Here is a 21,614-nt window from a genome sequence, read left to right as displayed (position 1 = left end):
CGTCACAGCAGTTGCGCTTCGGGGAGGGTCAGTGTGCGCGGGATTTTCAAGGCATCCCAGTGGGCGCAGCCCCAGTTCAACAGTTCCTGCGGCGAGGCGTGGGCCAGTTCGGCCCCCGGGCTTTGCCCCAATGCGCGCAGGGCCCGCAGCAACAATGGTGTGGCCTGATCGGCTTCCAGCGGTGGCGAGCGATAGGACTTGCCGAGCTTGTTGCCGTCCGGCTGGGTAATCAGTGGCAGATGCAGATAGCGCGGTTGGCGCAGGCCCAGCAATTCCTGCAGATAGAGCTGACGCGGAGTGGAGTCGAGCAGATCGGCACCGCGCACGATGTCGGTGATGCCCTGCCACGCGTCGTCCAGTACCACCGCCAGTTGATAGGCGTAGAGACCGTCGCGGCGGCGAATCACGAAATCTCCCACGTCGCGGCCCAGATGCTGGCGGTATTCGCCCTGCACCCGGTCGATGAAGTGATATTCCAGCTCCGGCACGCGCAGGCGGATCGCGGCGTCTTCCTGCCCATGGCCGGCATTGCGGCACAGTCCCGGGTAAATGCCGTGATACGGCTCCAGTTGTTTGCGCGAGCAGGTGCAGGCGTAGGCGAGGCCGTGATTGAACAGGCTGTCGAGCACTTGCGCGTAGGCCTCGTGCCGGTCGCTCTGGCGGACCATTTCGCCGTCCCATTCGAAGCCGTAGCTTTCCAGCGCCTTGAGAATCGCCGCTTGCGCGCCGGGCTCTTCGCGGGGCGGATCGAGATCTTCCATGCGCACCAGCCAGCGGCCATTCACCGAGCGGGCATCCAGATAAGAAGCGAGCGCCGCTACCAGCGAGCCAAAGTGCAGGTGTCCACTGGGGGTCGGGGCAAAGCGGCCAATATAGGCGGGGGAGGTGTTGGCGGTCATGAGGGCGATGTTACTTGAGAGTCAAAAAACAGCAGAAACAAAAACGGAGCGTTCGCACGCTCCGTTTTTCGTTCAGGCCGGGATTACTTGCCGACCTGCTTTTCCTTGATTTCCGCCAGGTTCTTGCAGTCGACGCACATGTCGGCAGTCGGACGGGCCTCGAGGCGCTTGACGCCGATCTCGATGCCGCAAGAGTCGCACCAGCCGTACTCTTCGTCTTCGATCAGTTGCAGGGTCTTGTCGATCTTCTTGATCAGTTTGCGCTCGCGGTCGCGGGCGCGCAGCTCGAGGGCGAACTCTTCTTCCTGGCTGGCACGGTCGGCCGGATCAGGAAAGTTGGCCGCTTCGTCTTTCATGTGATCAACAGTGCGGTCGACTTCCTGCATCAAGTCCAGTTTCCACTTGGTCAGGATCTTGGTGAAGTGCGCGCGCATTGGAGCGCCCATGTACTCTTCGCCCGCTTTCGGGACGTAGGGTTCGAAACCGCTGAGTGTCTGACTTGCCTGTTGCTTTGCTTGGGTGGGCATGAAATGGACCGCCTCTACTCTTGTAATCCATTGCGCAGGATTGCTCCATCACCGACACCTGCCGGCCCTGCGGCTGCAAGCGGGCGAACTTACCAGATCAATTCGGCCCGCGCTACTCCCGGATGTCGAGCGCGCGGCCGGTGGGGCTTGCAAATGTTTGCCAAGCCATGTCCGGCAATGTTGCAGACCTGCTCAATCACTGATTTTAGTCAATCCTGGAGCGTACGCCCGGGTCGTTACAGTCCAGTGTTCTTGTGGCTGTGACCGCTGCGGGTTCTCGCTCGTTCCGGCAGATGGGTAGAATCGTTTCTTTTCCCTCGTTGAAGGAAGGCCAATGGCTCAGCCCTACAGTGCGCGCAGTCGTGCGATCGAACCGTTCCATGTCATGGCGTTGCTGGCGCGGGCCAATGAATTGCAGGCCGCCGGCCACGACGTGATCCACCTGGAAATCGGCGAACCGGACTTCACCACCGCCGAGCCGATCATCCGCGCCGGCCAGCAAGCCCTGACGGCGGGGAAAACCCGCTACACCGCGGCCCGTGGCATTCCCGAGCTGCGCGAGGCGATTTCCGGTTTCTATCAAACGCGCTACGGCCTGAACATCGATCCACGACGGATTCTCATCACGCCCGGCGGTTCCGGCGCGTTGCTGCTGGCCAGTGCGTTGCTGGTGGATCCGGGCAAGCACTGGCTGCTGGCCGACCCCGGCTACCCTTGCAACCGGCATTTTCTGCGGTTGGTTGAAGGCGCGGCGCAGCTTGTACCGGTCGGCCCGGACGTACGCTATCAACTGACGCCGGATCTGGTGGCGCGCCATTGGGATCACGACAGCGTCGGTGCGCTGGTCGCCTCGCCGGCCAACCCGACCGGTACGATTCTGACCCGCGATGAACTGGCCGGGTTATCCACAGCCATCAAGGCGCGGCACGGGCATCTGGTGGTGGACGAGATTTACCACGGCCTGACTTATGGCACTGACGCGGCCAGTGTGCTGGAAGTCGACGACAGTGCATTTGTCCTCAACAGTTTCTCCAAATATTTCGGCATGACCGGATGGCGTCTCGGCTGGCTGGTGGCGCCGGATGCGGCGGTCAGTGAACTGGAAAAACTCGCGCAGAACCTCTACATCAGTGCGCCGAGCATGGCCCAACACGCGGCGCTGGCCTGTTTCGAACCGGACACCATTGCGATTCTCGAGGAGCGCCGCGCCGAATTCGGCCGCCGTCGCGACTTCCTGCTGCCGGCATTGCGTGAACTGGGCTTCAACATCGCTGTTGAACCAGAAGGCGCGTTCTATTTGTATGCCGATATCAGCCAGTTCGGCGGCGATGCCTTCGCGTTCTGCCGGCATTTCCTCGAAACCGAACATGTAGCCTTCACTCCGGGGCTGGATTTCGGTCGCTATCAGGCCGGCCATCATGTGCGCTTTGCCTACACGCAAAACCTCCCTCGCTTACAGGAAGCGGTGGAACGCATCGCCCGTGGCTTGAAGAGCTGGCAAGGCTGATGCGCTTTCATCCTCCTCTCGAAGAAGGCCGGTTGATCCGCCGATACAAGCGTTTTCTCGCCGATATCGAAACCGTTGGTGGCGAGTTGCTGACCATTCATTGCCCGAACACCGGCTCGATGCTCAATTGTCAGGTCGAGGGCGGGCAGGTCTGGTTCAGCCGCTCCAATGACCCCAAGCGCAAACTGCCTGGCACCTGGGAAGTCGGCGAAACACCGCAGGGGCGGCTGTTTTGCGTGAACACCGGGCGCGCCAACGCACTGGTCGAAGAAGCCTTGCAGGCCGGCGTCATCAGTGAACTGAACGGATTTACCGGGCTCAAGCGCGAAGTGGCGTACGGACAGGAAAAGAGTCGGATCGATTTTCGCCTCGACTATCCGACGGGCCCGGCGTACGTGGAAGTGAAAAGTGTCACGCTGGGTTTCGACGGCACGGCGGTCGCGGCATTTCCCGATGCAGTGACAGAGCGCGGCGCCAAGCATTTGCGTGAGCTGGCGCATCTGGCCAGGGACGGGATTCGCGCGGTGCAGTTGTACTGCGTCAATCTCACCGGTATCGAAGCGGTGCGTCCTGCCGAGGAAATCGACTCGGCCTACGCCGCTGCGCTACGTGAGGCGGTGGCGTGCGGGGTCGAAGTCCTGGCGTACGGCGTGCGTTTGAGCCATGAAGAGATGGTGGTCGACCGGCGCCTGGACGTGGTGCTCAACGGTTAAACGTCGATCCAAAGCCCTTGCGCGTCTTCACGGCAAGGGATGGCCGTCAGCGATTGCCCTGCGCAGGGGCCGGCGACGCATTCTCCGTCCTCGATCAGAAACAGTGCGCCGTGGGTGGCGCACTGGATCAGGCTGTTGCTCGGGTCGAGAAACTGGTCGGGGTGCCATTCCAGGCCAACGCCCCGATGCGGGCAGCGATTGGAGTAGACGTAAGCCTGCCCCGCGCGGCGCACGGCAAACAGTTTTTTTCCGTCGATATCGAAACCGCGACTGCCGCCCTCAACCAGATCGGCGCCCGCGCAAAGAAACTTCATGGCTATCCTCAAATGTCGGCTCGTGTCTGGATATGTCCGAGCTTGACGTTCAAATGCAAACAATTATCAAATGGCCGCCTTCACCCGTGGCGAGGTGACCGCTGCCGAGGATACTTGGCCTGCCGTTCCGATGCCCGGGAAAACCTTTCAAGGAAGCTGTCTATGCGCCTGAGTACCCGCGTTGCCGTGCTGTGTGTCGGACTTTTGGTCAGCCACCAGGCTGCAGCTGCCGAGTTGCCACAACGTTGGGTCAGCGCCGGCGGCGCGTTGTCGGAGTGGGTGAGTGCACTGGGTGGCGAGGCGAAACTGGTGGGCGTCGACACCACCAGTCAGCATCCGCAATCCCTCAAGTCGCTGCCGAGCATCGGCTATCAGCGCAGCCTGTCGGCCGAAGGCATTCTCAGCCTGCGCCCGGACATCCTCATCGGCACCGAAGAAATGGGCCCGCCACCAGTGATTTCGCAGGTTCGCAGTGCCAAGGTGCAGGTGGAATTGTTCTCGGCTCAGCCGGATCTGCCGACGCTGGAGAAAAACGTCACTCATCTGGGGCAGTTGCTGGGCGCCGAAACTCAGGCGACTCAGCTGCTGCAAAGTTATCAACAGCAACTCGATGCTCAGAAGGCGCGTGTAGCTGAAGCGCAGACCCAGCAGAAAGCGCCGGGTGTGCTGTTGCTGCTCGGACATGCCGGCGGCAAACCGCTGATCGCCGGCAAGGACACCGCCGCCGACTGGCTGCTGCAGCAGGCGGGCGGGCATAACCTTGCGACCCACACCGGTTACAAACCGTTTTCCGTGGAGTCCCTGGCCAGTCTCGATCCTGAAGTGCTGGTGTTCGCTGACCGTGCGCTGACCGGCGAAGCGGCGAAAGCGGCGCTGTTCAAGGAAAACCCGATCCTCAATTCCAGCCGTGCGGCCAAGACCGGACGGGTGCTGGAGCTGGACCCGACGCTGCTGGTGGGCGGACTCGGGCCGCGTTTGCCGGCTGCGCTGAAGACCCTGTCTGACGGTTTCTATCCGGCCCAGAGCGGCCAATGACCACGCTGGTCAAACCCCGTGGCTTGTTCATCGGCCTGATCCTGCTGTGTCTGCTGGCGATCTGGTTGTCGCTGGCGTTGGGGCCGGTCAGTTTGCCGTTGATCGATACCTTGCGCGCAGCGCTGCGCATGATCGGTGTGCCGTTGGCGCCGGACGGGCTGGAACAGGCTGAACTGATTCTCGGGCAGATTCGTCTGCCGCGTACGCTGCTCGGGCTGGCAGTCGGCGGTGTGCTGGCGCTGTCCGGAGTGGCGATGCAGGGGCTGTTTCGCAATCCGCTGGCCGATCCAGGGTTGGTGGGCGTCTCGAGTGGAGCGGCGTTGGGCGCGGCGGTGGCGATTGTCGGCGGTTCTTTTTTCGGCGGTCTCCCGGAGTGGTTCGGGCCTTACCTGCTGTCGGTGTGTGCGTTTCTTGGTGGTCTGGGTGTGACGGCGCTGGTTTATCGCCTCGGTCGCCGCAATGGGCAGACCAATGTCGCGACCATGTTGCTGGCGGGTATTGCTTTGACGGCGCTGGCCAGTTCGGCGGTGGGGCTGTTTACCTATCTCGCCGACGACGCGACATTGCGCACATTGACGTTCTGGAACCTGGGCAGCCTTAACGGCGCGAGCTATGCGCGGTTGTGGCCGTTGCTGATCATCACCGCCGGTGTTGCACTTTGGCTTCCGCGCCGGGCCAAGGCACTCAATGCGTTGTTGCTCGGCGAGTCGGAAGCCGGGCATCTGGGGATCGATGTCGAACGGCTCAAGCGTGAGCTGGTGTTCTGCACGGCACTCGGCGTCGGCGCGGCGGTGGCAGCGGCGGGCATGATCGGTTTTGTCGGGTTGGTGGTGCCGCATCTGGTGCGCTTGCTCGCGGGGCCGGATCATCGGGTGCTGCTGCCGGCATCGGTGCTGGCCGGGGCGAGTCTGTTGCTACTGGCGGATCTGGTGGCGCGGCTGGCGCTGGCGCCGGCGGAGCTGCCGATCGGCATAGTCACCGCGTTCATCGGTGCGCCGTTCTTCCTTTATCTGCTGCTGCGAGGGCGTGCCTGATGTTGCGTGCGCACAATCTGCACATCCGCCGTGGCCGCAAGACCGTTCTGGCCGATGTCAGCCTGCAACTCGAACCGGGCGAGGTGCTTGGCGTGTTGGGGCCGAATGGCGCCGGCAAAAGTACCTTGCTGGGTGCGCTTTGTGGTGAGTTGAGCGCCAGCGAGGGGGAAGTGCTGCTGGATGGTGAGGCCTTGAGCCATTGGAGCGGCATTCAGCGCGCCCAGCGGTTGGCGGTGTTGCCGCAGGTATCTACGCTGGATTTCGCCTTTCGTGTTGAGGAAGTGGTGGGCATGGGGCGTCTGCCTTATCAGAGCGGGCGGGTGCGCGATGACGAGATCGTCGCTGCCGCGTTACGGGCGGCGGATGCCGGGCACCTGAGCGGTCGCAGTTATCTGGCGTTGTCCGGCGGCGAGCGTCAGCGGGTGCATCTGGCGCGGGTGCTGGCGCAGCTCTGGCCGGGGCAGGCGGGGCAGACGTTGCTGCTCGATGAGCCGACCTCGATGCTCGATCCGTTGCATCAACACACGACGTTGCAAGCGGTGCGCGAATTTGCCGATCGCGGCGCGGCGGTGCTGGTGATCCTGCATGATCTGAATCTGGCGGCGCGCTATTGTGATCGCATCCTGCTGCTGGAGGGCGGGCGCCCGGTGGCGCTGGATACGCCGCAACAGGTGCTGCGCCCGGAATCGCTGAAGGCGGTTTTCGGTCTGGAAGTATTGGTGCAGCCGCACCCGGAGCGCGGGCATCCGCTGATCATCGCCCGCTGATGTCGTCATCGAGGTGAATGTATGCGCGGGATTTTGCTGTTGGCGGTGTTGTGGCTTGCAGGTTGCCAGCATGTTGCGGCGCCGCCGGTCGTGGGCGAAATCCTTGATCTGCGCAGTGGCGAGAGTCTGACGGCGCAGCAATTACTGGCGCAACTGAGCAGACCGTCGCGACTGATCATTGGCGAACAGCATGACAACGCCGATCACCATGCCCTTCAATTATGGTTGTTGCAGAACCTCGAAGAAGCGCGCCCCCAGGGCAGTCTCCTGCTGGAAATGCTGACGCCCGATCAACAGTCGCGGGTCGATGACGTGCGCCATGCCGCAACGCCGCCGGCTGATCTTCCCGCTGCATTGGCCTGGCAGGACGGTTGGGACTGGAATCTCTACGGACCGATTGTGCGGTTCGCCCTGACGCAATCCTGGCCGTTGCTGGCAGCCAACCTCGATAACATCGAAATTCGCGCGTTCTATCGCGATCCGCCGGTTCTGAGCGGTGAGCGCAGCAACGCGAAGTCTGTGAAAGAGACGCTGTTGGAGCAGATCGGCGATTCTCACTGCGGCTTGCTGCCGTCATCACAAATGCCGGCGATGCTGGCCGTTCAGCAACAACGGGATCGGCGCATGGCCTCGCGTTTGTTGGCGGCGCCTGCGGCTGCGTTGTTATTGGCGGGTGCGTATCACGCGCGCAAGGATGTGGGTGTGCCGCTGCATGTGCTGGATCTGGGAGCGTCCGAAGCGCCGACGGTGCTGATGTTGGCGGAGCAGGGCAGTCAGATTACAGTGGCGATGGCTGATTATGTCTGGTTCACACCCGCCACGCCGAAACCGGATTATTGCGCCGAGATGCGTAAACAGTTCAGTAAGAAATGACTTTTCCACAGGCAAAAAAAGACCCGGTAAAAACCGGGTCAAATAACCGTGATTAGCCTGATGAGGAGATAATCTGAGAGTCCGAACCAAGGGCTTTTCAGAATATCGACTGATCTCGCGACCAGTTGTGATAATCATAGCGATTCTCATTACCAAGTCAACTGCTGTTTTTTCATTTCTTTTGTTTTGTCCTGGCAATGGCGTAAACGCCCCGTGAATACGGGCATCAGCTCTGGCTGTTAAATCCCGTGAGCTGCTTGTTGAGCTGGTCGATACGCCGCGCCATGCTTTCGATCAGGCTGTGGGCGATTTTCGGATTGGTCCGGGTCATGCTCAGAAACTGATCGCCGGGAATCAGCATTACGGTGCTCGCCTCCCGGGCAATGACCGTCGCGTTGCGCGGCTCGCCAGTGAACACCGCCATTGCGCCGAATATTTCATCCTTGGGCACGTCGCCTACCTTATGCCCGTTAACAAACGCTTCGGCGTGTCCTTCGATAATCACGAACACATGATCGGCGTCATCGCCCTCGCGAATCAGGACGTCCCCGGCTTCGACCCGCTTGAAACCATTGGTGCTGCGAAACTCGCGCGGCTTGAACTCGGCGACTGCGTGGGCCAGCAGCGCCATTTGCCCGAGCAGGTAGCGTAGAAACTGCTCCGAGCGCGACGTTTCGCTGTACACATATTGAAACAAATCGCTTCGGCGATAGGGCAATAATGTCAGCGGGTTGTCTGAGTGCAACGTGCAATCCGCCCATTCCGGACCTTGCTGCAGGCCGATCAAATCTCCCTCGTGCCAGTAGAACAAGCCGCGACCACTGAGTCGGCCGGTGACGACACCTTGAGTGAGTAAGAACAACTGGTCGTCCGGCAAACGTGCCAACAGATCATCCGTGGCTTCAAGTTCCAGCGCTGGCCCGCACGGCGGCAGGCCTTCAAGCCACTGCGCGGGCAAGCTCTGCAAGTGGTTGATCAATGCATCGGCCTGGGCCGACTGTTCCCCGAGCAGGTACATGGCGGTCGGTACCCGTTAGTTCTTGTGGCGAGAGGAAATGGCTTCCAGCTGCTTGTTCAGCGCATCCTTGCGTTCGGCGGGAATGTCGTTCCAGTGCACATCCATCAGCGCCCCTTCGATCGCGTACAACAACACCTTCGACGCCCGAAACCCGCGAGTGCGCACGGCCCGGTAGGCATCCACCGCACCGAGGCGACGCAGATCCGAGGCGCTATGGATGCCCACTGCATGCAGCCATTGCGCCGACGTCTTGCCAAGATTCTTCAGGTGTTGCAGTTCATCATTCATCAAGCCTCCTTGCGACGGCCGAATGGTGCGTGGGCGAGCTTCTCAGGAGTGTAGCCATCAGTAGGAAAAGCGTGGTTGTTTGGTCGGATTCAACGCAAACGCTTCTAAGAAACGTCAGGTTTCGCTGATGAATCAGGATGGAGAGGGCGAGGGAGAATTACCAATAGCACGCAGTCCAGCGCAAAGCGGGGGCGCTGGACGGTTTGGGTTTTTAAAAGCTTCAGCGGGTGCGATAGCGCAGGCGCGTACCGAAATTCATCGACATCAGGATTTCGTCGGCACTCAGCTCCGGAGGGAAGTAGGCCCCGGAGATCTGCGCATGAGCCAGGCTTGCGCCTTCCAGCGAAGCGTTGCGAAAGTCGATGCCGCGCAGATCTGCGGAACGGAAGTAGGCGTCCCGGAAATCCACGCCATCGGCGTTCAGTTCACGCAGGTCGAGACCACGAAAGTCACCACCGACCATGTCGATCGGGCCGTCTTTCGGGCGTTCATTGTTGAAACCTGTGATGTCGTCTTTGTGCAGCAAGGCATAAAGCGGGGTGTCGAGAAGTTTCGGCTGGCTCATGTCAAATCACCTGTTGGTTTTATGACGCCAGTATAGTGCCACTATTTGACGGCCGTGAAGCGAGCGAGGGCTTCACGGCCGAAATAGTTTCTTACAGACCTGGCAGGCGCTGGCGAATCTGCGCCACGACGGTATCCAGGGTGCCGGATTCATTGGTCTGCACGCGTTTGCTGCGCAGGATTTCTTCCGGCGTCAGGGCTTCGCGGTTGGCCTGTTGTGCTTCGATCACGGCGAGGGTCGCGTCGGACGGATCCTTCTTGTCTGCCTGACGAATCGCCAGCCAGCTCTCGATCACTGCCTGCGGAGCATTGCAGTCGAGAATCAGGAATGGCGCGCCAGTAGCTTCGGCGACCTTGGCGGCGTTGTCGCGTTGTTCGCGCTTGAGGTAAGTGGCGTCGATCACCACCGGGAAACCGGCGTGCAGGATCACTTCGGCGATTTCATGCAGGCGAGCATAAGTCGCGGTGCTGGCATCGGCGCTGTAGATCCCGGCCTGAACATCATTGGCAACGGTTTGCTCACCGAACAGACGCTTGCGCTCGACATCGGAACGCAGACGGATCGCGCCCAGTGCTTCGACCAGACGCATCGCTACATGGCTTTTGCCTACAGCGGACACGCCGTGGGTAATCGCCATGAAGCGCGAAGGAATGGTGCTGTAGCTTTCCGCCAGGTTGGCGTAGTTGCGGTACTGGCGCAGGGTGGTGGCGCGCTGCACCGGAGTGGCATCGGCCGGCATGCTGAACAGAGCCACTTTCGCACGTACCAATGCGCGGTAAGCCTTATAGAAGTTCAGCACTTCCAGGCCTTGATAGTCGCCGGTCAGTTCCAGGTACTGGCTGATGAAGCGACGGGCCAGGGATTTCAGGCCACGGTCTTCCAGGTCCATCGCCAGGAAACCGGTGTCGGCCCAGACGTCGGTGAAGCGGAATGGCTCGTTGAATTCGATGCAGTCGAAGATCACGACTTTTCCGTCGATCAGCGTGGCGTTGCCCAAGTGAATATCACCGTGGCACTCGCGGGTGAAGCCTTCAGCCTTGCGTTGGGCGAACAGCGGCTTCAGGCGATCGAAGCTACTTTCAGCCCACGCTTGCAGGGCATCGAGTTGCAGCAGGTCGTTCTTGTCGCTGAGGAATGGCAGGATCTGTTCGAAGTTTTGGCGCACTGGCGCCATCACGCTTTCAGGTTTGCCTGCATCGTGCTCGGCCGGGACTTTCGGCGCGTTGAGGTGGAAGCGGGCGATCTGTTCGGCCATCGCGTCGACGTGCGCGGTGGTCAGCTCGCCGTTAGCTTGCAGGGTACTGAGCAGGCCGCTCTGCGGGAACTGGCGCATTTTCAGCAGGTATTCGATGGCCGGACCTTCGCCGCCCAGTTGCGGGGCTTCGGTGCTGCCGGTCACTGGAATCACTTCCAGATACAAATCTTCGGTCAGGCGCTGGTTCAGACGCAGCTCTTCGCCGCAGAAGTGTTCACGGGAATCGAGGCCAGTGAAATCAAGGAAGCCGAAATTCACCGGCTTCTTCACTTTATAGGCGTAGGGACCGGTGAGCAGCACCCACGAGATATGGGTTTCGATGACCTGGAACCCTTCGACGGGATGCGGGTAGAGGGCCGGGTTTTGCAGGGCAGCGATCAGGGACTGGCTCACGGACGATCCTTCAGAGACTGGGGGAAATTCAAGGCGCTCATTATGGCCGCTAGCCAGCCCGACGCAAACCTCGGAGCGCTCCTGTTGACTATGAATAAAGTGCGTATAATCCGCCGCCATGACTCGTACTCGATCCCCCCGTACCCCTAAAAAACCAGCTTCCCGGGGCCTGCGCCCATGGTTGGGCTGGGCCCTTAAACTCAGTCTGGTCGGCCTTGTGGTGCTGGCCGGCTTCGCCGTTTACCTCGATGCGGTGGTGCAGGAGAAGTTCTCCGGCAAGCGCTGGACCATCCCGGCCAAGGTATACGCGCGCCCGCTCGAGCTGTTCGTCGGACAAAAGCTGAGCAAGGACGATTTCCTCACCGAACTCGATGCCCTAGGCTATCGCCGCGAGGCCGTGAGCAACGGTCCCGGCGCGGCGGCGGTCAATGGCAACACGGTTGATCTGAATACCCGTGGCTTCCAATTCTACGAAGGCCTCGAGAAACCGCAGCCGGTACGCGTGCGTTTCTCCGGCGATTACGTGGCCGAACTTTCGGCGACCAACGGTTCGAAGCTCTCCGTGGTACGCCTGGAGCCGCTGATGATCGGCGGTATCTACCCGAAAAACCTCGAAGACCGGATTCTGATCAAGCTCGATCAGGTGCCGCCGTATCTGCTGGAAACCCTGGTTGCTGTGGAAGACCGGGATTTCTACAGCCACTGGGGCGTGTCGCCGAAATCGATTGCCCGTGCAGTCTGGGTCAACACCTCGGGTGGCAAGATGACTCAGGGCGGCAGTACGCTGACCCAGCAACTGGTCAAGAACTTCTACCTCACCAATGAACGCAGCCTGACCCGCAAGCTCACCGAAGCGATGATGGCGATGTTGCTCGAGCTGCATTACGACAAAAAAGAAATCCTTGAGGCGTACCTCAACGAAGTCTTTGTCGGTCAGGACGGCCAGCGTGCGGTGCACGGTTTCGGTCTGGCCAGCCAGTTCTTCTTCGCCCAGCCCTTGTCCGAGTTGAAACTGCATCAGGTCGCGCTGTTGGTCGGCATGGTCAAGGGGCCGTCCTATTACAACCCGCGTCGCAACCCGGAGCGGGCGCTGGAACGACGCAATCTGGTGCTCGACGTGCTTGAGCAGCAGGGCGTCGCTTCCGCCGAACAAGTGGCCGCCGCGAAAAAAATGCCACTGGGCGTGACCACGCGCGGCAAGCTGGCCGACAGTTCTTTCCCGGGTTTCATCGATCTGGTCAAACGCCAGTTGCGTGAAGACTACCGCGACGAAGACTTGACCGAAGAAGGCCTGCGAATCTTCACCAGTTTCGATCCGATCCTGCAGATGAAAGCCGAGGCATCGGTCAACGACACCTTCAAGCGTCTGTCCGGTCGCAAGGGTTCCGACGACGTGGAAGCGGCGATGGTCGTGACCAACCCGGAAACCGGTGAAGTCCAGGCCATGATCGGCAGCCGTCAGGCGAGTTTTGCCGGGTTCAACCGGGCACTGGACGCGGTGCGGCCCATTGGTTCGCTGGTCAAGCCTGCGGTTTATTTGACGGCACTTGAAAAGCCGAGCCAGTACACTCTGACCAGTTGGCTGTCTGATGACCCGCTTTCCATCAAGGGCGCGGATGGCCAAGTCTGGAAACCGCAGAACTATGACCGTCGCTCCCACGGCACCGTATTCCTTTATCAAGGGCTGGCCCACTCCTACAACCTGTCGACCTCGCGTCTCGGGTTGGCGGTGGGTGTTCCAAATGTCCTCAAGACTATCGGACGTCTGGGCGTAACCCGCGAGTTTCCGGCGTTCCCGTCGATGCTGCTCGGTGCTGGCGGCATGACGCCGATCGAAGTCGCGACCATGTACCAGACCCTGGCCAACGGTGGCTTCAATACGCCGATGCGCGGGATCCGCAGCGTGCTGACTGCCGATGGCGAGCCGCTCAAGCGTTATCCGTTTCAGATCGAGCAGCGTTTCGATCCGGCCTCGATCTACCTGATCCAGAACGCCATGCAGCGGGTCATGCGTGAAGGTACTGGCAGTTCGGTTTATAACGTGTTGCCAAGAACCCTGACACTGGCGGGCAAGACCGGTACCAGTAACGATTCGCGCGACAGCTGGTTCGCCGGTTTCAGCCAGGATCTGCTGGCGGTGGTCTGGCTCGGCCGTGACGACAACGGCAAGACGCCGTTCACCGGGGCCACCGGTGCGTTGCAGGTCTGGACCAGCTTCATGCGCAAGGCCGATCCGCTGCCACTGGACATGCCGCAGCCGGATAACGTGGTGCAGGCCTGGGTCGATTCGCGTACCGGCCAGGGCTCCGATGCCAACTGTCCGGGCGCCGTGCAGATGCCGTATATTCGCGGCAGCGAACCGCCACCCGGCGCCTCCTGTGCGGGCGAAAGCCCGGCATCGGGCGAGTCGGTGATGGATTGGGTCAAGGGCTGGATGAATTAAGCAAAGAGGGTTTCAAGTGAACAAGTGGTTGATTCCAGCGGTGACCGCCGTGGCTTTGCTCAGCGGCTGCTCCACCGTACAGCGTGGTTCGATTCCGGTTGTGGACTCCGGCACCGCCGTGTCCAACAGCGAGCGCATTTCGGCCAATGGCGGTTTCCGTCAAACGACGGTAAAACGTCCTGCACAGGCCCAGACCCAGGCGATACCGCAAGGCGATACCGGTGTGGTGGTCATGGTGCCGGGCGGCGCAGCGGCTTCGGCACCGATCAGCACTTCGCCGATCGTTCCGGGCCCGGCGTCCGGCGGCATCACGCCGGGGCCATACAACCCGTCGGCGGTCGAGTCGGCGCCGATCAGCTCCGGCAGCTACAGCATGCCTTCGACGCCGAGCGGCATTCCTTCGGCCAGCAGCGGCGGTGGTCTGTCTGCCGATGAACAACTGGACGGTCCGGTTCTCGCACTGTTGAGCACTGCGCAACAACAGCAGGCCGGTGGCGACCTCAACGGCGCATCCTCCAGTCTGGAGCGTGCACAACGTGTAGCGCCACGCGAGCCGCAAGTGCTTTACCGTCTGGCGCAGGTGCGCATGGCCCAGGGCGATGCGCCGCAAGCCGAGCAGACCGCTCGCCGTGCGCTGACCATGGCCAATGGTCGTCCGGACTTGCAGGCCAGTCTGTGGGAATTGATCGCTCAGGCACGTGAGAAACAAGGTGATTCCGCCGGCGCCACTCTGGCCCGTCAGAAGGCCAAGGTTTCGCTGTGATGGACAGTCGTTTCTCCAAAGTCGCCGATCAATTGCTGTTGATCGAGCGTGAACTGCGCGCCCAGGGCTGGTGGGATGACGTCCAGCCCTCGGTCGAAGCCCTGAGCAGTGTCGAGCCGTTTTCGGTCGACACCCTCGATTTCGAGCAATGGCTGCAATGGATCTTCCTGCCGCGGATGAAGATGATCCTCGAGCAGGATCTGCCATTGCCCAATGCCTCGGGCATTCAGGAAATGGCCGAGATGGTTTTTGCCCAGCGCAATCTGCAGGGCAAGGATCGGCAGCTTCAGGTGTTGCTCAAAGAGTTCGACCTGCTGATCACTACTTCGCGCTGAACCGGAAACTGCCAGTGGTTACTGGCAGTTTTCCGTAATCTGTTTTTGTGCCTCCGCAGTACGTTGCTGGCGCTGGTCGTCGCTCAGCCGTCGCAACTCTCCCTCCACTTCCTCTCTCAATCGCGGATTGTTCTGCAGTTGCGCGAGATTCGTGCGCGCCTGTTCGCAAAATGCCTTGAGCTGACTCTGTTGCTCGGCCACTTGCTTCTTGACCTTGTCATCGATGGCTTTTTGATCGCCCAGCGCGCCGCTGCCAGGTAATGCGGCCGGTATTGGTGCGGGAGAGGAGGGCGTCTTCACGGCGGTGGATGACTGCCCCTGTGGTGGCTGCTGATCGAAATGGGTGACGCCCTGGGCATCGACCCATTTGTAGATCTGGCCGGCCATACACCATGGGCTGGCGCCGATTAGCAGAGTTAAGAGAAGCGTTCGCATGCTGATTCCTTGGCAAAACTGCGCAATTGAAGCTAACAGAGTAGCGGTTTCCAGGTTTTTTCTTGCGTTCTCATGTGCTTACCCACAATTAAGCACATAGACGGCTTGACTTGGAGAGGGCGAAACAGAAGAATCCAAAGTCCGCTGTACAGGGACTGCCAGAAGCAGACCCTCTCGGCAGATCATGAGGCGCATATCCGCGTCGACCTGTTACACCCGCAACGCGTTACCTCGCGCTGGGTGGGAAAGGCCCGCAACACTTGGGACGATCCCAATACTTGCTCAGTCAGTGCTGACGTAGTCGGCGACCACCGTCGCTCATGCTCTGCCGAGAAGTAAACCTATTAAGACCCGTTCGCTTTTTTGTGGACGGTATTCTGGCGTTTTAGAGGTGAACAACGTGGAGCTTTTATCTGGCGGTGAGATGCTCGTCCGCTTTTTGCGTGACGAAGGCGTCAAATATATCTACGGGTACCCGGGTGGTGCTCTCCTTCATGTTTACGATGCCCTGTTCAAAGAACCGGAAGTGACCCACATCCTGGTTCGTCACGAACAAGCGGCTACCCATATGGCTGACGGCTACGCCCGTGCCACCGGTAAAGCCGGCGTGGTGTTGGTGACTTCCGGTCCAGGCGCCACAAACGCCATCACCGGTATCGCCACTGCCTATATGGACTCGATTCCAATGGTGATCATTTCCGGTCAGGTGCCAAGCACCATGGTCGGCACCGACGCGTTCCAGGAAACCGACATGATCGGTATTTCCCGGCCGATCGTGAAGCACAGCTTCATGATCAAGCACGCTTCGGAAATCCCGGAAGTCATGAAGAAAGCTTTCTACCTGGCGCAATCCGGTCGTCCGGGCCCGGTCGTGGTCGATATCCCGAAAGACATGACCAACCCGGCCGAGAAGTTCGAATACATCTTCCCGAAGAAAGCCAAACTGCGTTCCTACAGCCCGGCCGTTCGCGGTCACTCCGGGCAAATCCGCAAGGCGGCAGAAATGCTCCTGGCGGCCAAGCGTCCCGTGCTGTACTCCGGCGGCGGCGTAATCCTCGGCAACGGCTCCGCGCCGCTGACCGAACTGGCGCAAATGCTCAACCTGCCCGTTACCAATACCTTGATGGGCCTGGGTGGCTACCCTGGCACTGATCGTCAGTTCATCGGCATGCTCGGCATGCACGGCAGCTACACCGCGAACCTGGCGATGCACCATGCCGACGTGATCCTGGCAGTCGGCGCGCGTTTCGACGATCGCGTGATCAACGGCGCGCCGAAGTTCTGCCCGAACGCCAAGATCATTCACATCGACATCGACCCGGCTTCGATTTCCAAGACCATCAAGGCTGACGTGCCAATCGTTGGTCCGGTGGAGAGCGTCCTGACCGAAATGGTCGCGATCCTCAAGGAAATCGGCGAAACCCCGAACAAGGAAGCGGTCGCCAGCTGGTGGAAGCAGGTTGATGAGTGGCGCGGTGATCGCGGCCTGTTCCCTTACGACAAGGGCGACGGCAGCAAGATCAAGCCACAGACCGTGATCGAAACCCTGTGCGAAGTGACCAAGGGCGATGCCTTTGTGACCTCCGACGTAGGTCAGCACCAGATGTTTGCTGCGCAGTACTACAAGTTCAACAAGCCGAACCGCTGGATCAACTCCGGTGGCCTGGGCACGATGGGCTTCGGGCTGCCGGCCGCGATGGGTATCGCGCTGAGCTTCCCTGACACCGATGTTGCGTGCGTCACCGGTGAAGGCAGCATCCAGATGAACATCCAGGAACTGTCGACCTGCCTGCAATATGGTTTGCCGGTCAAGATCGTCATCCTGAATAACGGTGTTCTGGGCATGGTTCGTCAGTGGCAGGACATGAGTTACGGCAGCCGTCACTCGCACTCCTACATGGAATCGTTGCCTGATTTCGTCAAGCTGGCTGAAGCCTATGGCCACGTCGGCGTGCGCATCACCGAATCGAAAGATTTGAAGTCGAAGATGGAAGAAGCGTTCGCCCTGAAGGATCGCCTGGTCGTGATCGATATTTCGGTCGACACCAGCGAGCACGTCTACCCGATGCAGATCAAAGACGGCTCCATGCGCGATATGTGGCTGAGCAAGACGGAGCGTACCTAATCATGCGGCACATTATTTCCTTGCTTCTGGAAAACGAACCCGGTGCTTTGTCTCGCGTAGTCGGCCTGTTCTCGCAGCGCAACTACAACATCGAAAGCCTGACCGTGGCACCAACCGAAGACCCGACCCTGTCGCGTCTGACGCTGACTACAGTCGGCCACGATGAAGTCATCGAGCAGATCACCAAAAACCTGAACAAGCTGATCGAAGTGGTCAAGCTGGTGGACCTGTCGGAAAGCGCTCACATCGAGCGCGAACTGATGCTGGTCAAGGTCAAGGCCACTGGCGCCCAGCGCGCCGAGATCAAACGCACCACCGATATTTACCGTGGACAGATCGTCGACGTCAGCGCCAGCGTGTATACCGTTCAACTGACCGGTACCAGCGATAAGCTCGACAGCTTCATTCAGTCCATCGGCACCGCATCGATTCTGGAGACCGTCCGCAGTGGCGTCACCGGTATTGCCCGCGGCGACAAAGTACTCAGCATCTAAACCAAATTAGCGAATGGCCTGAACGGCCTGGATATAAAGGGGAAATTCATGAAAGTTTTCTACGATAAAGACTGCGACCTGTCGATCATCCAGGGCAAGAAAGTTGCCATCATCGGTTACGGTTCCCAGGGCCACGCCCAGGCGTGCAACCTGAAAGATTCCGGTGTCGACGTTACCGTCGGTCTGCGTAAAGGTTCGGCTACCGTTGCCAAGGCTGAAGCCCACGGCCTGAAAGTGACTGACGTTGCTTCCGCCGTTGCTGCTGCCGACCTGGTCATGATCCTGACCCCGGACGAGTTCCAGTCTTCCCTGTACAAGAACGAAATCGAGCCGAACATCAAGAAAGGCGCCACCCTGGCCTTCTCCCACGGCTTCGCGATCCACTACAACCAGGTTGTTCCGCGTGCCGACCTCGACGTGATTATGATCGCGCCGAAAGCCCCGGGCCACACCGTACGTTCCGAGTTCGTGAAAGGCGGCGGTATCCCTGACCTGATCGCGATCTACCAGGACGCCTCGGGCAACGCCAAGAACGTTGCACTGTCCTACGCCGCCGGCGTTGGTGGCGGTCGTACCGGCATCATCGAAACGACCTTCAAGGACGAGACCGAAACCGACCTGTTCGGCGAACAAGCCGTTCTGTGCGGCGGTACCGTTGAATTGGTAAAAGCCGGATTCGAAACCCTGGTTGAAGCTGGCTACGCGCCGGAAATGGCCTACTTCGAGTGCCTGCACGAACTGAAACTGATCGTTGACCTCATGTACGAAGGCGGTATCGCCAACATGAACTACTCGATCTCCAACAACGCTGAATACGGCGAGTACGTGACCGGCCCGGAAGTGATCAACGCCGAATCCCGTCAGGCCATGCGCAACGCCCTGAAACGTATTCAGGACGGCGAATACGCCAAAATGTTCATCAGCGAAGGCGCAACCGGCTACCCTTCGATGACCGCCAAGCGTCGTAACAACGCCGCTCACGGTATCGAAATCATCGGCGAGCAACTGCGCTCCATGATGCCGTGGATCGGTGCCAACAAGATCGTCGACAAAGCCAAAAACTAAGTCGTCGAACCTTGTATGAAAAAACGCGGCCTCGGCCGCGTTTTTTCGTATGGGCGGGCGGTTCTGGTATAAAGCTGCATCGTTTGTGGCCGAACCGTCGTCCCAGACACCTGTCGAAAATGTCCAATCCGTTGCAAGGTAATGTCCATGAGCGAACGTCCCGAAGAGCCGAACCAGGCTTCCGACGCCGAAAGCCTGCTGCCCATCGATGAGCACATCGAAGAAGGGCATGACGCAGAAGGCCGTAAAGTCCGGCATCGTGGTATCTATCTTCTGCCGAATCTGTTCACCACTGCGAACCTGTTCGCAGGGTTCTACTCCATCATCAACTCGATGAGTGCCCAGGCTGCGTTGAGCGCCGGTGACTCGGCGAATGCGAGCAAGTACTTCGCCTTTGCTGCCATCGCGATTTTCGTCGCCATGGTGCTCGACGGCCTCGATGGTCGCGTAGCGCGCATGACCAATACCCAAAGTGCATTCGGCGCCGAGTACGACTCGCTTTCGGATATGGTTGCCTTCGGCGTTGCTCCGGCTTTGCTGGCTTTCGGCTGGGCGCTGGGTGACATGGGCAAGGTCGGCTGGATGGTTGCCTTCATCTATGTGGCGGGGGCGGCATTGCGTTTGGCGCGCTTCAACACTCAGGTGGGGACTGCCGACAAGCGCTACTTCATTGGCCTGGCCAGCCCGGCTGCTGCCGGTGTGGTTGCGGGAATTGTCTGGGCGTTCAGCGATTACGGGATCCAGGGGTCGAAGATGTCATTCCTGGTTGCGCTGATGGTAGCTGCTGCCGGCATGCTGATGGTCAGCAACATCAAGTACAACAGCTTCAAGGAGCTGGATTTGAAGGGGCGCGTGCCTTTCGTTGCGATCCTTGCCGTGGTGCTGGTCTTCGCCGTGGTGTTCAGCGATCCGCCTCGCATTCTGCTGCTGGTGTTCCTCGCCTATGCCGCTTCGGGCCCGGTGCAGTATCTGTTGCATCTTCGTCGTCACAAACACGCCGAGTGATGTAATTTCCCTCATACTCCGCAGTCTATGGTGCATCTGTCCTCCAAAGCTGCGGAGTTGCCATGCTGATCAAAGTCCCCAAAGCGTCCGACTGCCATGAGTCGGACGTCACGCCTGAGTCCATTTATCTCTCTCGCCGACAATTGCTCGGAGCGACCGCGGCCGGTTTGGCCATGAGCAGTCTGCCGCGCTGGGCCAGTGCCGAAGAGGCTGCCCGCTATGCCGATGTCGAGGCCGGAAAGGCGCCCGCCTGGTTTGCCGAGAAACTGCCCTCTGTCAAATGGGGCGCTGTGAACGTCAAGGACGAGGCGATCACACCTTTCAAAGACGCGACCCATTACAACAACTTCTATGAGTTCGGCACCGACAAGGGGGATCCGGCGGCCAATGCCGGTTCGTTGAAAACCGAACCGTGGAGTGTTGTCGTGGACGGGGAGGTGGGTAAACCGGGGCGTTATGCTCTGGAGGACTTCATGAAGCCTTACCAGTTGGAAGAGCGTATTTATCGCCTGCGCTGTGTCGAGGCGTGGTCGATGGTGATTCCCTGGATCGGTTTTCCCATTTCGGCACTGTTGAAGCAGGTAGAACCTACTTCCAATGCCAAATACATTCGCTTCGAAACCTTGCAGGATCCGAAGAGCATGCCCGGACAGCGTTCTGGATTTGCCCTGATCGACTGGCCTTATGTAGAAGGCTTGCGTCTGGATGAGGCGATGAACCCTTTGGCGATTCTGGCGGTGGGTATGTATGGCCGCGAATTGCCAAACCAGAACGGTGCGCCGTTGCGTCTGGTGGTGCCCTGGAAGTACGGCTTCAAGAGCGTCAAATCCATCGTGCGGATCAGTCTGGTCAGCGAGCAGCCGAAGACAACCTGGCAAAGCATTGCGGCCGATGAGTATGGGTTCTATGCGAATGTGAACCCTACGGTCGACCATCCACGCTGGACTCAGGCCCGGGAGCGGCGACTTCCTAACAGTCTGTTCAAGCCGAATGTGCGGGATACGCAGATGTTCAACGGCTACTCGGATGAGGTCGCTTCTTTATATACAGGGCTCGATCTGCGGAAGAACTACTGATGCGATATCCGATTTGGCGCGTAGGCGTTTTCCTGGCTGCGGCGATCTGGCCGCTGTTCTGGTTCTATCAGGCTTTTGCGGATCTGCTTGGACCAGATCCGGGGAAGGTTCTGGTTGATCGGTTGGGGCTTGGGACGTTGGTATTGCTGTTGATCACCCTGAGTATGACGCCGCTGCAGAAACTTACGGGATGGGCCGGGTGGATTGCTGTGCGTCGCCAGCTGGGGCTCTGGTGTTTTGCCTATGTCGTTCTGCATCTTTGCAGCTATATGGCGTTCATTCTCGGTTTTGACTGGTCGCAACTGGGTGTCGAGCTGCGCAAGCGTCCCTACATCATTGTGGGTGCTCTGGGTTTTCTGGGTTTGTTGGCATTGGCGGTTACTTCCAACCGATATAGTCAGCGCCGTTTAGGTACCCGCTGGAAGAAGTTGCACCGGCTTGTGTATGTGATTCTCGGGTTGGGATTGCTGCATATGCTGTGGATTGTGCGTGCTGATCTTAAGGAGTGGGCAATCTATGCCTTTATAGGTGTTTTCCTTTTGGCGCTGCGTATTCCTCCATTGACCCGCCGGATCCCGCGTTTGATGGGTAAAAAGCAGGTTTTTCAGGAAAAGCGAAATTAAGGGTTGACGGCAGATTCTGAGTCTCTATAATTCGCCCCACTTCCGGCGCAGTCGAAACGGAA

General features: G+C 59.7%; 23 protein-coding genes. 15 read left to right on the top strand and 8 right to left on the bottom strand.

Annotated elements, in window-relative coordinates; translation table 11 throughout:
- Positions 1-2: 2 nt before the first annotated feature.
- Complete coding sequence (gene gluQRS, locus AC1Q9F_RS27645) at positions 3-899, bottom strand: tRNA glutamyl-Q(34) synthetase GluQRS (RefSeq protein WP_492620708.1); 897 nt, start codon at positions 897-899, stop codon at positions 3-5.
- An 83-nt stretch (positions 900-982) separates the two neighbouring features.
- Positions 983-1,426, bottom strand: a complete 444-nt coding sequence (gene dksA / locus AC1Q9F_RS27640; protein WP_007959616.1) for an RNA polymerase-binding protein DksA — start codon at positions 1,424-1,426, stop codon at positions 983-985.
- 334 nt (positions 1,427-1,760) lie between these two features.
- Between dksA and AC1Q9F_RS27635 the strand changes: the two genes are divergently transcribed.
- Both AC1Q9F_RS27635 and sfsA read left to right on the top strand, forming a co-directional pair.
- The gene (locus tag AC1Q9F_RS27635) at positions 1,761-2,933 is read left to right on the top strand and encodes a pyridoxal phosphate-dependent aminotransferase (RefSeq protein ID WP_197870637.1); all 1,173 of its coding nucleotides are present in this window, start codon (positions 1,761-1,763) and stop codon (positions 2,931-2,933) included.
- A complete protein-coding gene (gene sfsA, locus AC1Q9F_RS27630) occupies positions 2,933-3,646 on the top strand; it encodes a DNA/RNA nuclease SfsA (protein WP_492620707.1) in 714 nt (237 codons plus the stop codon). Before AC1Q9F_RS27635 ends, sfsA begins: the two co-directional genes overlap by 1 nt.
- Here the strand turns inward: sfsA and AC1Q9F_RS27625 are convergent.
- Complete coding sequence (locus AC1Q9F_RS27625) at positions 3,643-3,960, bottom strand: Rieske (2Fe-2S) protein (RefSeq protein ID WP_492620706.1); 318 nt, start codon at positions 3,958-3,960, stop codon at positions 3,643-3,645. The two genes, sfsA and AC1Q9F_RS27625, sit on opposite strands and share 4 nt — an antisense overlap.
- Positions 3,961-4,122: 162 nt before the next feature.
- On the opposite strand from AC1Q9F_RS27625, the gene AC1Q9F_RS27620 reads away from it, so the two are divergent.
- The 4 genes from AC1Q9F_RS27620 to AC1Q9F_RS27605 are packed head-to-tail and all read left to right on the top strand — an operon-like array spanning position 4,123 to position 7,669.
- On the top strand, positions 4,123-4,995 hold the full coding sequence (locus AC1Q9F_RS27620; protein ID WP_492620705.1) for a heme/hemin ABC transporter substrate-binding protein: 873 nt from the start codon (positions 4,123-4,125) through the stop codon (positions 4,993-4,995).
- A 50-nt stretch (positions 4,996-5,045) separates the two neighbouring features.
- A complete protein-coding gene (locus tag AC1Q9F_RS27615) occupies positions 5,046-6,029 on the top strand; it encodes a FecCD family ABC transporter permease (RefSeq protein ID WP_207986264.1) in 984 nt (327 codons plus the stop codon).
- Positions 6,029-6,796 carry a heme ABC transporter ATP-binding protein gene (locus AC1Q9F_RS27610; RefSeq protein ID WP_492620704.1) on the top strand — a complete coding sequence of 256 codons (768 nt, stop codon included), beginning with the start codon at positions 6,029-6,031 and terminating at the stop codon, positions 6,794-6,796. Before AC1Q9F_RS27615 ends, AC1Q9F_RS27610 begins: the two co-directional genes overlap by 1 nt.
- Before the next feature lie 21 nt (positions 6,797-6,817).
- Positions 6,818-7,669 carry a ChaN family lipoprotein gene (locus AC1Q9F_RS27605; protein WP_492620703.1) on the top strand — a complete coding sequence of 284 codons (852 nt, stop codon included), beginning with the start codon at positions 6,818-6,820 and terminating at the stop codon, positions 7,667-7,669.
- Positions 7,670-7,895: 226 nt separating this feature from the next.
- Here AC1Q9F_RS27605 and AC1Q9F_RS27600 read toward each other — a convergent pair whose 3' ends face one another.
- The 4 genes from AC1Q9F_RS27600 to AC1Q9F_RS27585 form a co-directional block, all read right to left on the bottom strand.
- A complete protein-coding gene (locus AC1Q9F_RS27600) occupies positions 7,896-8,687 on the bottom strand; it encodes a Crp/Fnr family transcriptional regulator (RefSeq protein ID WP_492620702.1) in 792 nt (263 codons plus the stop codon).
- A gap of 15 nt (positions 8,688-8,702) precedes the next feature.
- Positions 8,703-8,975, bottom strand: coding sequence for a TfoX/Sxy family protein (locus tag AC1Q9F_RS27595; protein WP_003228231.1), 273 nt, complete (start codon positions 8,973-8,975; stop codon positions 8,703-8,705).
- Between the two features lie 220 nt (positions 8,976-9,195).
- On the bottom strand, positions 9,196-9,540 hold the full coding sequence (locus tag AC1Q9F_RS27590; RefSeq protein ID WP_007959639.1) for a pentapeptide repeat-containing protein: 345 nt from the start codon (positions 9,538-9,540) through the stop codon (positions 9,196-9,198).
- A 91-nt stretch (positions 9,541-9,631) separates the two neighbouring features.
- The gene (locus tag AC1Q9F_RS27585) at positions 9,632-11,188 is read right to left on the bottom strand and encodes a bifunctional aminoglycoside phosphotransferase/ATP-binding protein (RefSeq protein ID WP_492620701.1); all 1,557 of its coding nucleotides are present in this window, start codon (positions 11,186-11,188) and stop codon (positions 9,632-9,634) included.
- Between the two features lie 118 nt (positions 11,189-11,306).
- Between AC1Q9F_RS27585 and mrcB the strand changes: the two genes are divergently transcribed.
- The 3 genes from mrcB to AC1Q9F_RS27570 are packed head-to-tail and all read left to right on the top strand — an operon-like array spanning position 11,307 to position 14,729.
- Positions 11,307-13,631 (top strand): penicillin-binding protein 1B, encoded by a 2,325-nt coding sequence (gene mrcB, locus AC1Q9F_RS27580; RefSeq protein WP_207983948.1) that lies wholly within the window; start codon positions 11,307-11,309, stop codon positions 13,629-13,631.
- Between the two features lie 16 nt (positions 13,632-13,647).
- Entirely contained in the window at positions 13,648-14,394 is a 747-nt protein-coding gene (locus AC1Q9F_RS27575) for a tetratricopeptide repeat protein (RefSeq protein ID WP_127799936.1), read from the top strand.
- Positions 14,394-14,729, top strand: a complete 336-nt coding sequence (locus AC1Q9F_RS27570) for a YqcC family protein (RefSeq protein ID WP_207983947.1) — start codon at positions 14,394-14,396, stop codon at positions 14,727-14,729. Before AC1Q9F_RS27575 ends, AC1Q9F_RS27570 begins: the two co-directional genes overlap by 1 nt.
- A gap of 18 nt (positions 14,730-14,747) precedes the next feature.
- On the opposite strand, the gene AC1Q9F_RS27565 is transcribed toward AC1Q9F_RS27570, so the two are convergent.
- Positions 14,748-15,164, bottom strand: coding sequence for a DUF4124 domain-containing protein (locus tag AC1Q9F_RS27565; protein ID WP_207983946.1), 417 nt, complete (start codon positions 15,162-15,164; stop codon positions 14,748-14,750).
- A gap of 400 nt (positions 15,165-15,564) precedes the next feature.
- Here AC1Q9F_RS27565 and AC1Q9F_RS27560 point away from each other — a divergent pair, with 400 nt between their 5' ends.
- The 6 genes from AC1Q9F_RS27560 to msrQ all read left to right on the top strand — a co-directional run bounded on the left by AC1Q9F_RS27560 (position 15,565) and on the right by msrQ (position 21,552).
- Entirely contained in the window at positions 15,565-17,289 is a 1,725-nt protein-coding gene (locus AC1Q9F_RS27560) for an acetolactate synthase 3 large subunit (RefSeq protein WP_007959659.1), read from the top strand.
- 2 nt (positions 17,290-17,291) lie between these two features.
- Complete coding sequence (gene ilvN / locus AC1Q9F_RS27555; protein ID WP_003176102.1) at positions 17,292-17,783, top strand: acetolactate synthase small subunit; 492 nt, start codon at positions 17,292-17,294, stop codon at positions 17,781-17,783.
- Positions 17,784-17,831: 48 nt separating this feature from the next.
- Positions 17,832-18,848, top strand: coding sequence for a ketol-acid reductoisomerase (gene ilvC, locus AC1Q9F_RS27550; protein WP_003228216.1), 1,017 nt, complete (start codon positions 17,832-17,834; stop codon positions 18,846-18,848).
- Between the two features lie 147 nt (positions 18,849-18,995).
- Positions 18,996-19,853 carry a CDP-diacylglycerol--serine O-phosphatidyltransferase gene (pssA, locus tag AC1Q9F_RS27545; RefSeq protein ID WP_007959662.1) on the top strand — a complete coding sequence of 286 codons (858 nt, stop codon included), beginning with the start codon at positions 18,996-18,998 and terminating at the stop codon, positions 19,851-19,853.
- A 62-nt stretch (positions 19,854-19,915) separates the two neighbouring features.
- On the top strand, positions 19,916-20,929 hold the full coding sequence (gene msrP, locus AC1Q9F_RS27540; RefSeq protein WP_207983945.1) for a protein-methionine-sulfoxide reductase catalytic subunit MsrP: 1,014 nt from the start codon (positions 19,916-19,918) through the stop codon (positions 20,927-20,929).
- Positions 20,929-21,552 carry a protein-methionine-sulfoxide reductase heme-binding subunit MsrQ gene (gene msrQ / locus AC1Q9F_RS27535; protein ID WP_064599436.1) on the top strand — a complete coding sequence of 208 codons (624 nt, stop codon included), beginning with the start codon at positions 20,929-20,931 and terminating at the stop codon, positions 21,550-21,552. Before msrP ends, msrQ begins: the two co-directional genes overlap by 1 nt.
- Positions 21,553-21,614: the final 62 nt, after the last annotated feature.

The sequence above is a fragment of the Pseudomonas sp. GW823-FHT04A03 genome (assembly GCF_058796615.1).
Note: the sequence above shows the minus strand (reverse complement) of the source record. Positions and strands in the feature narration are given on the sequence as shown.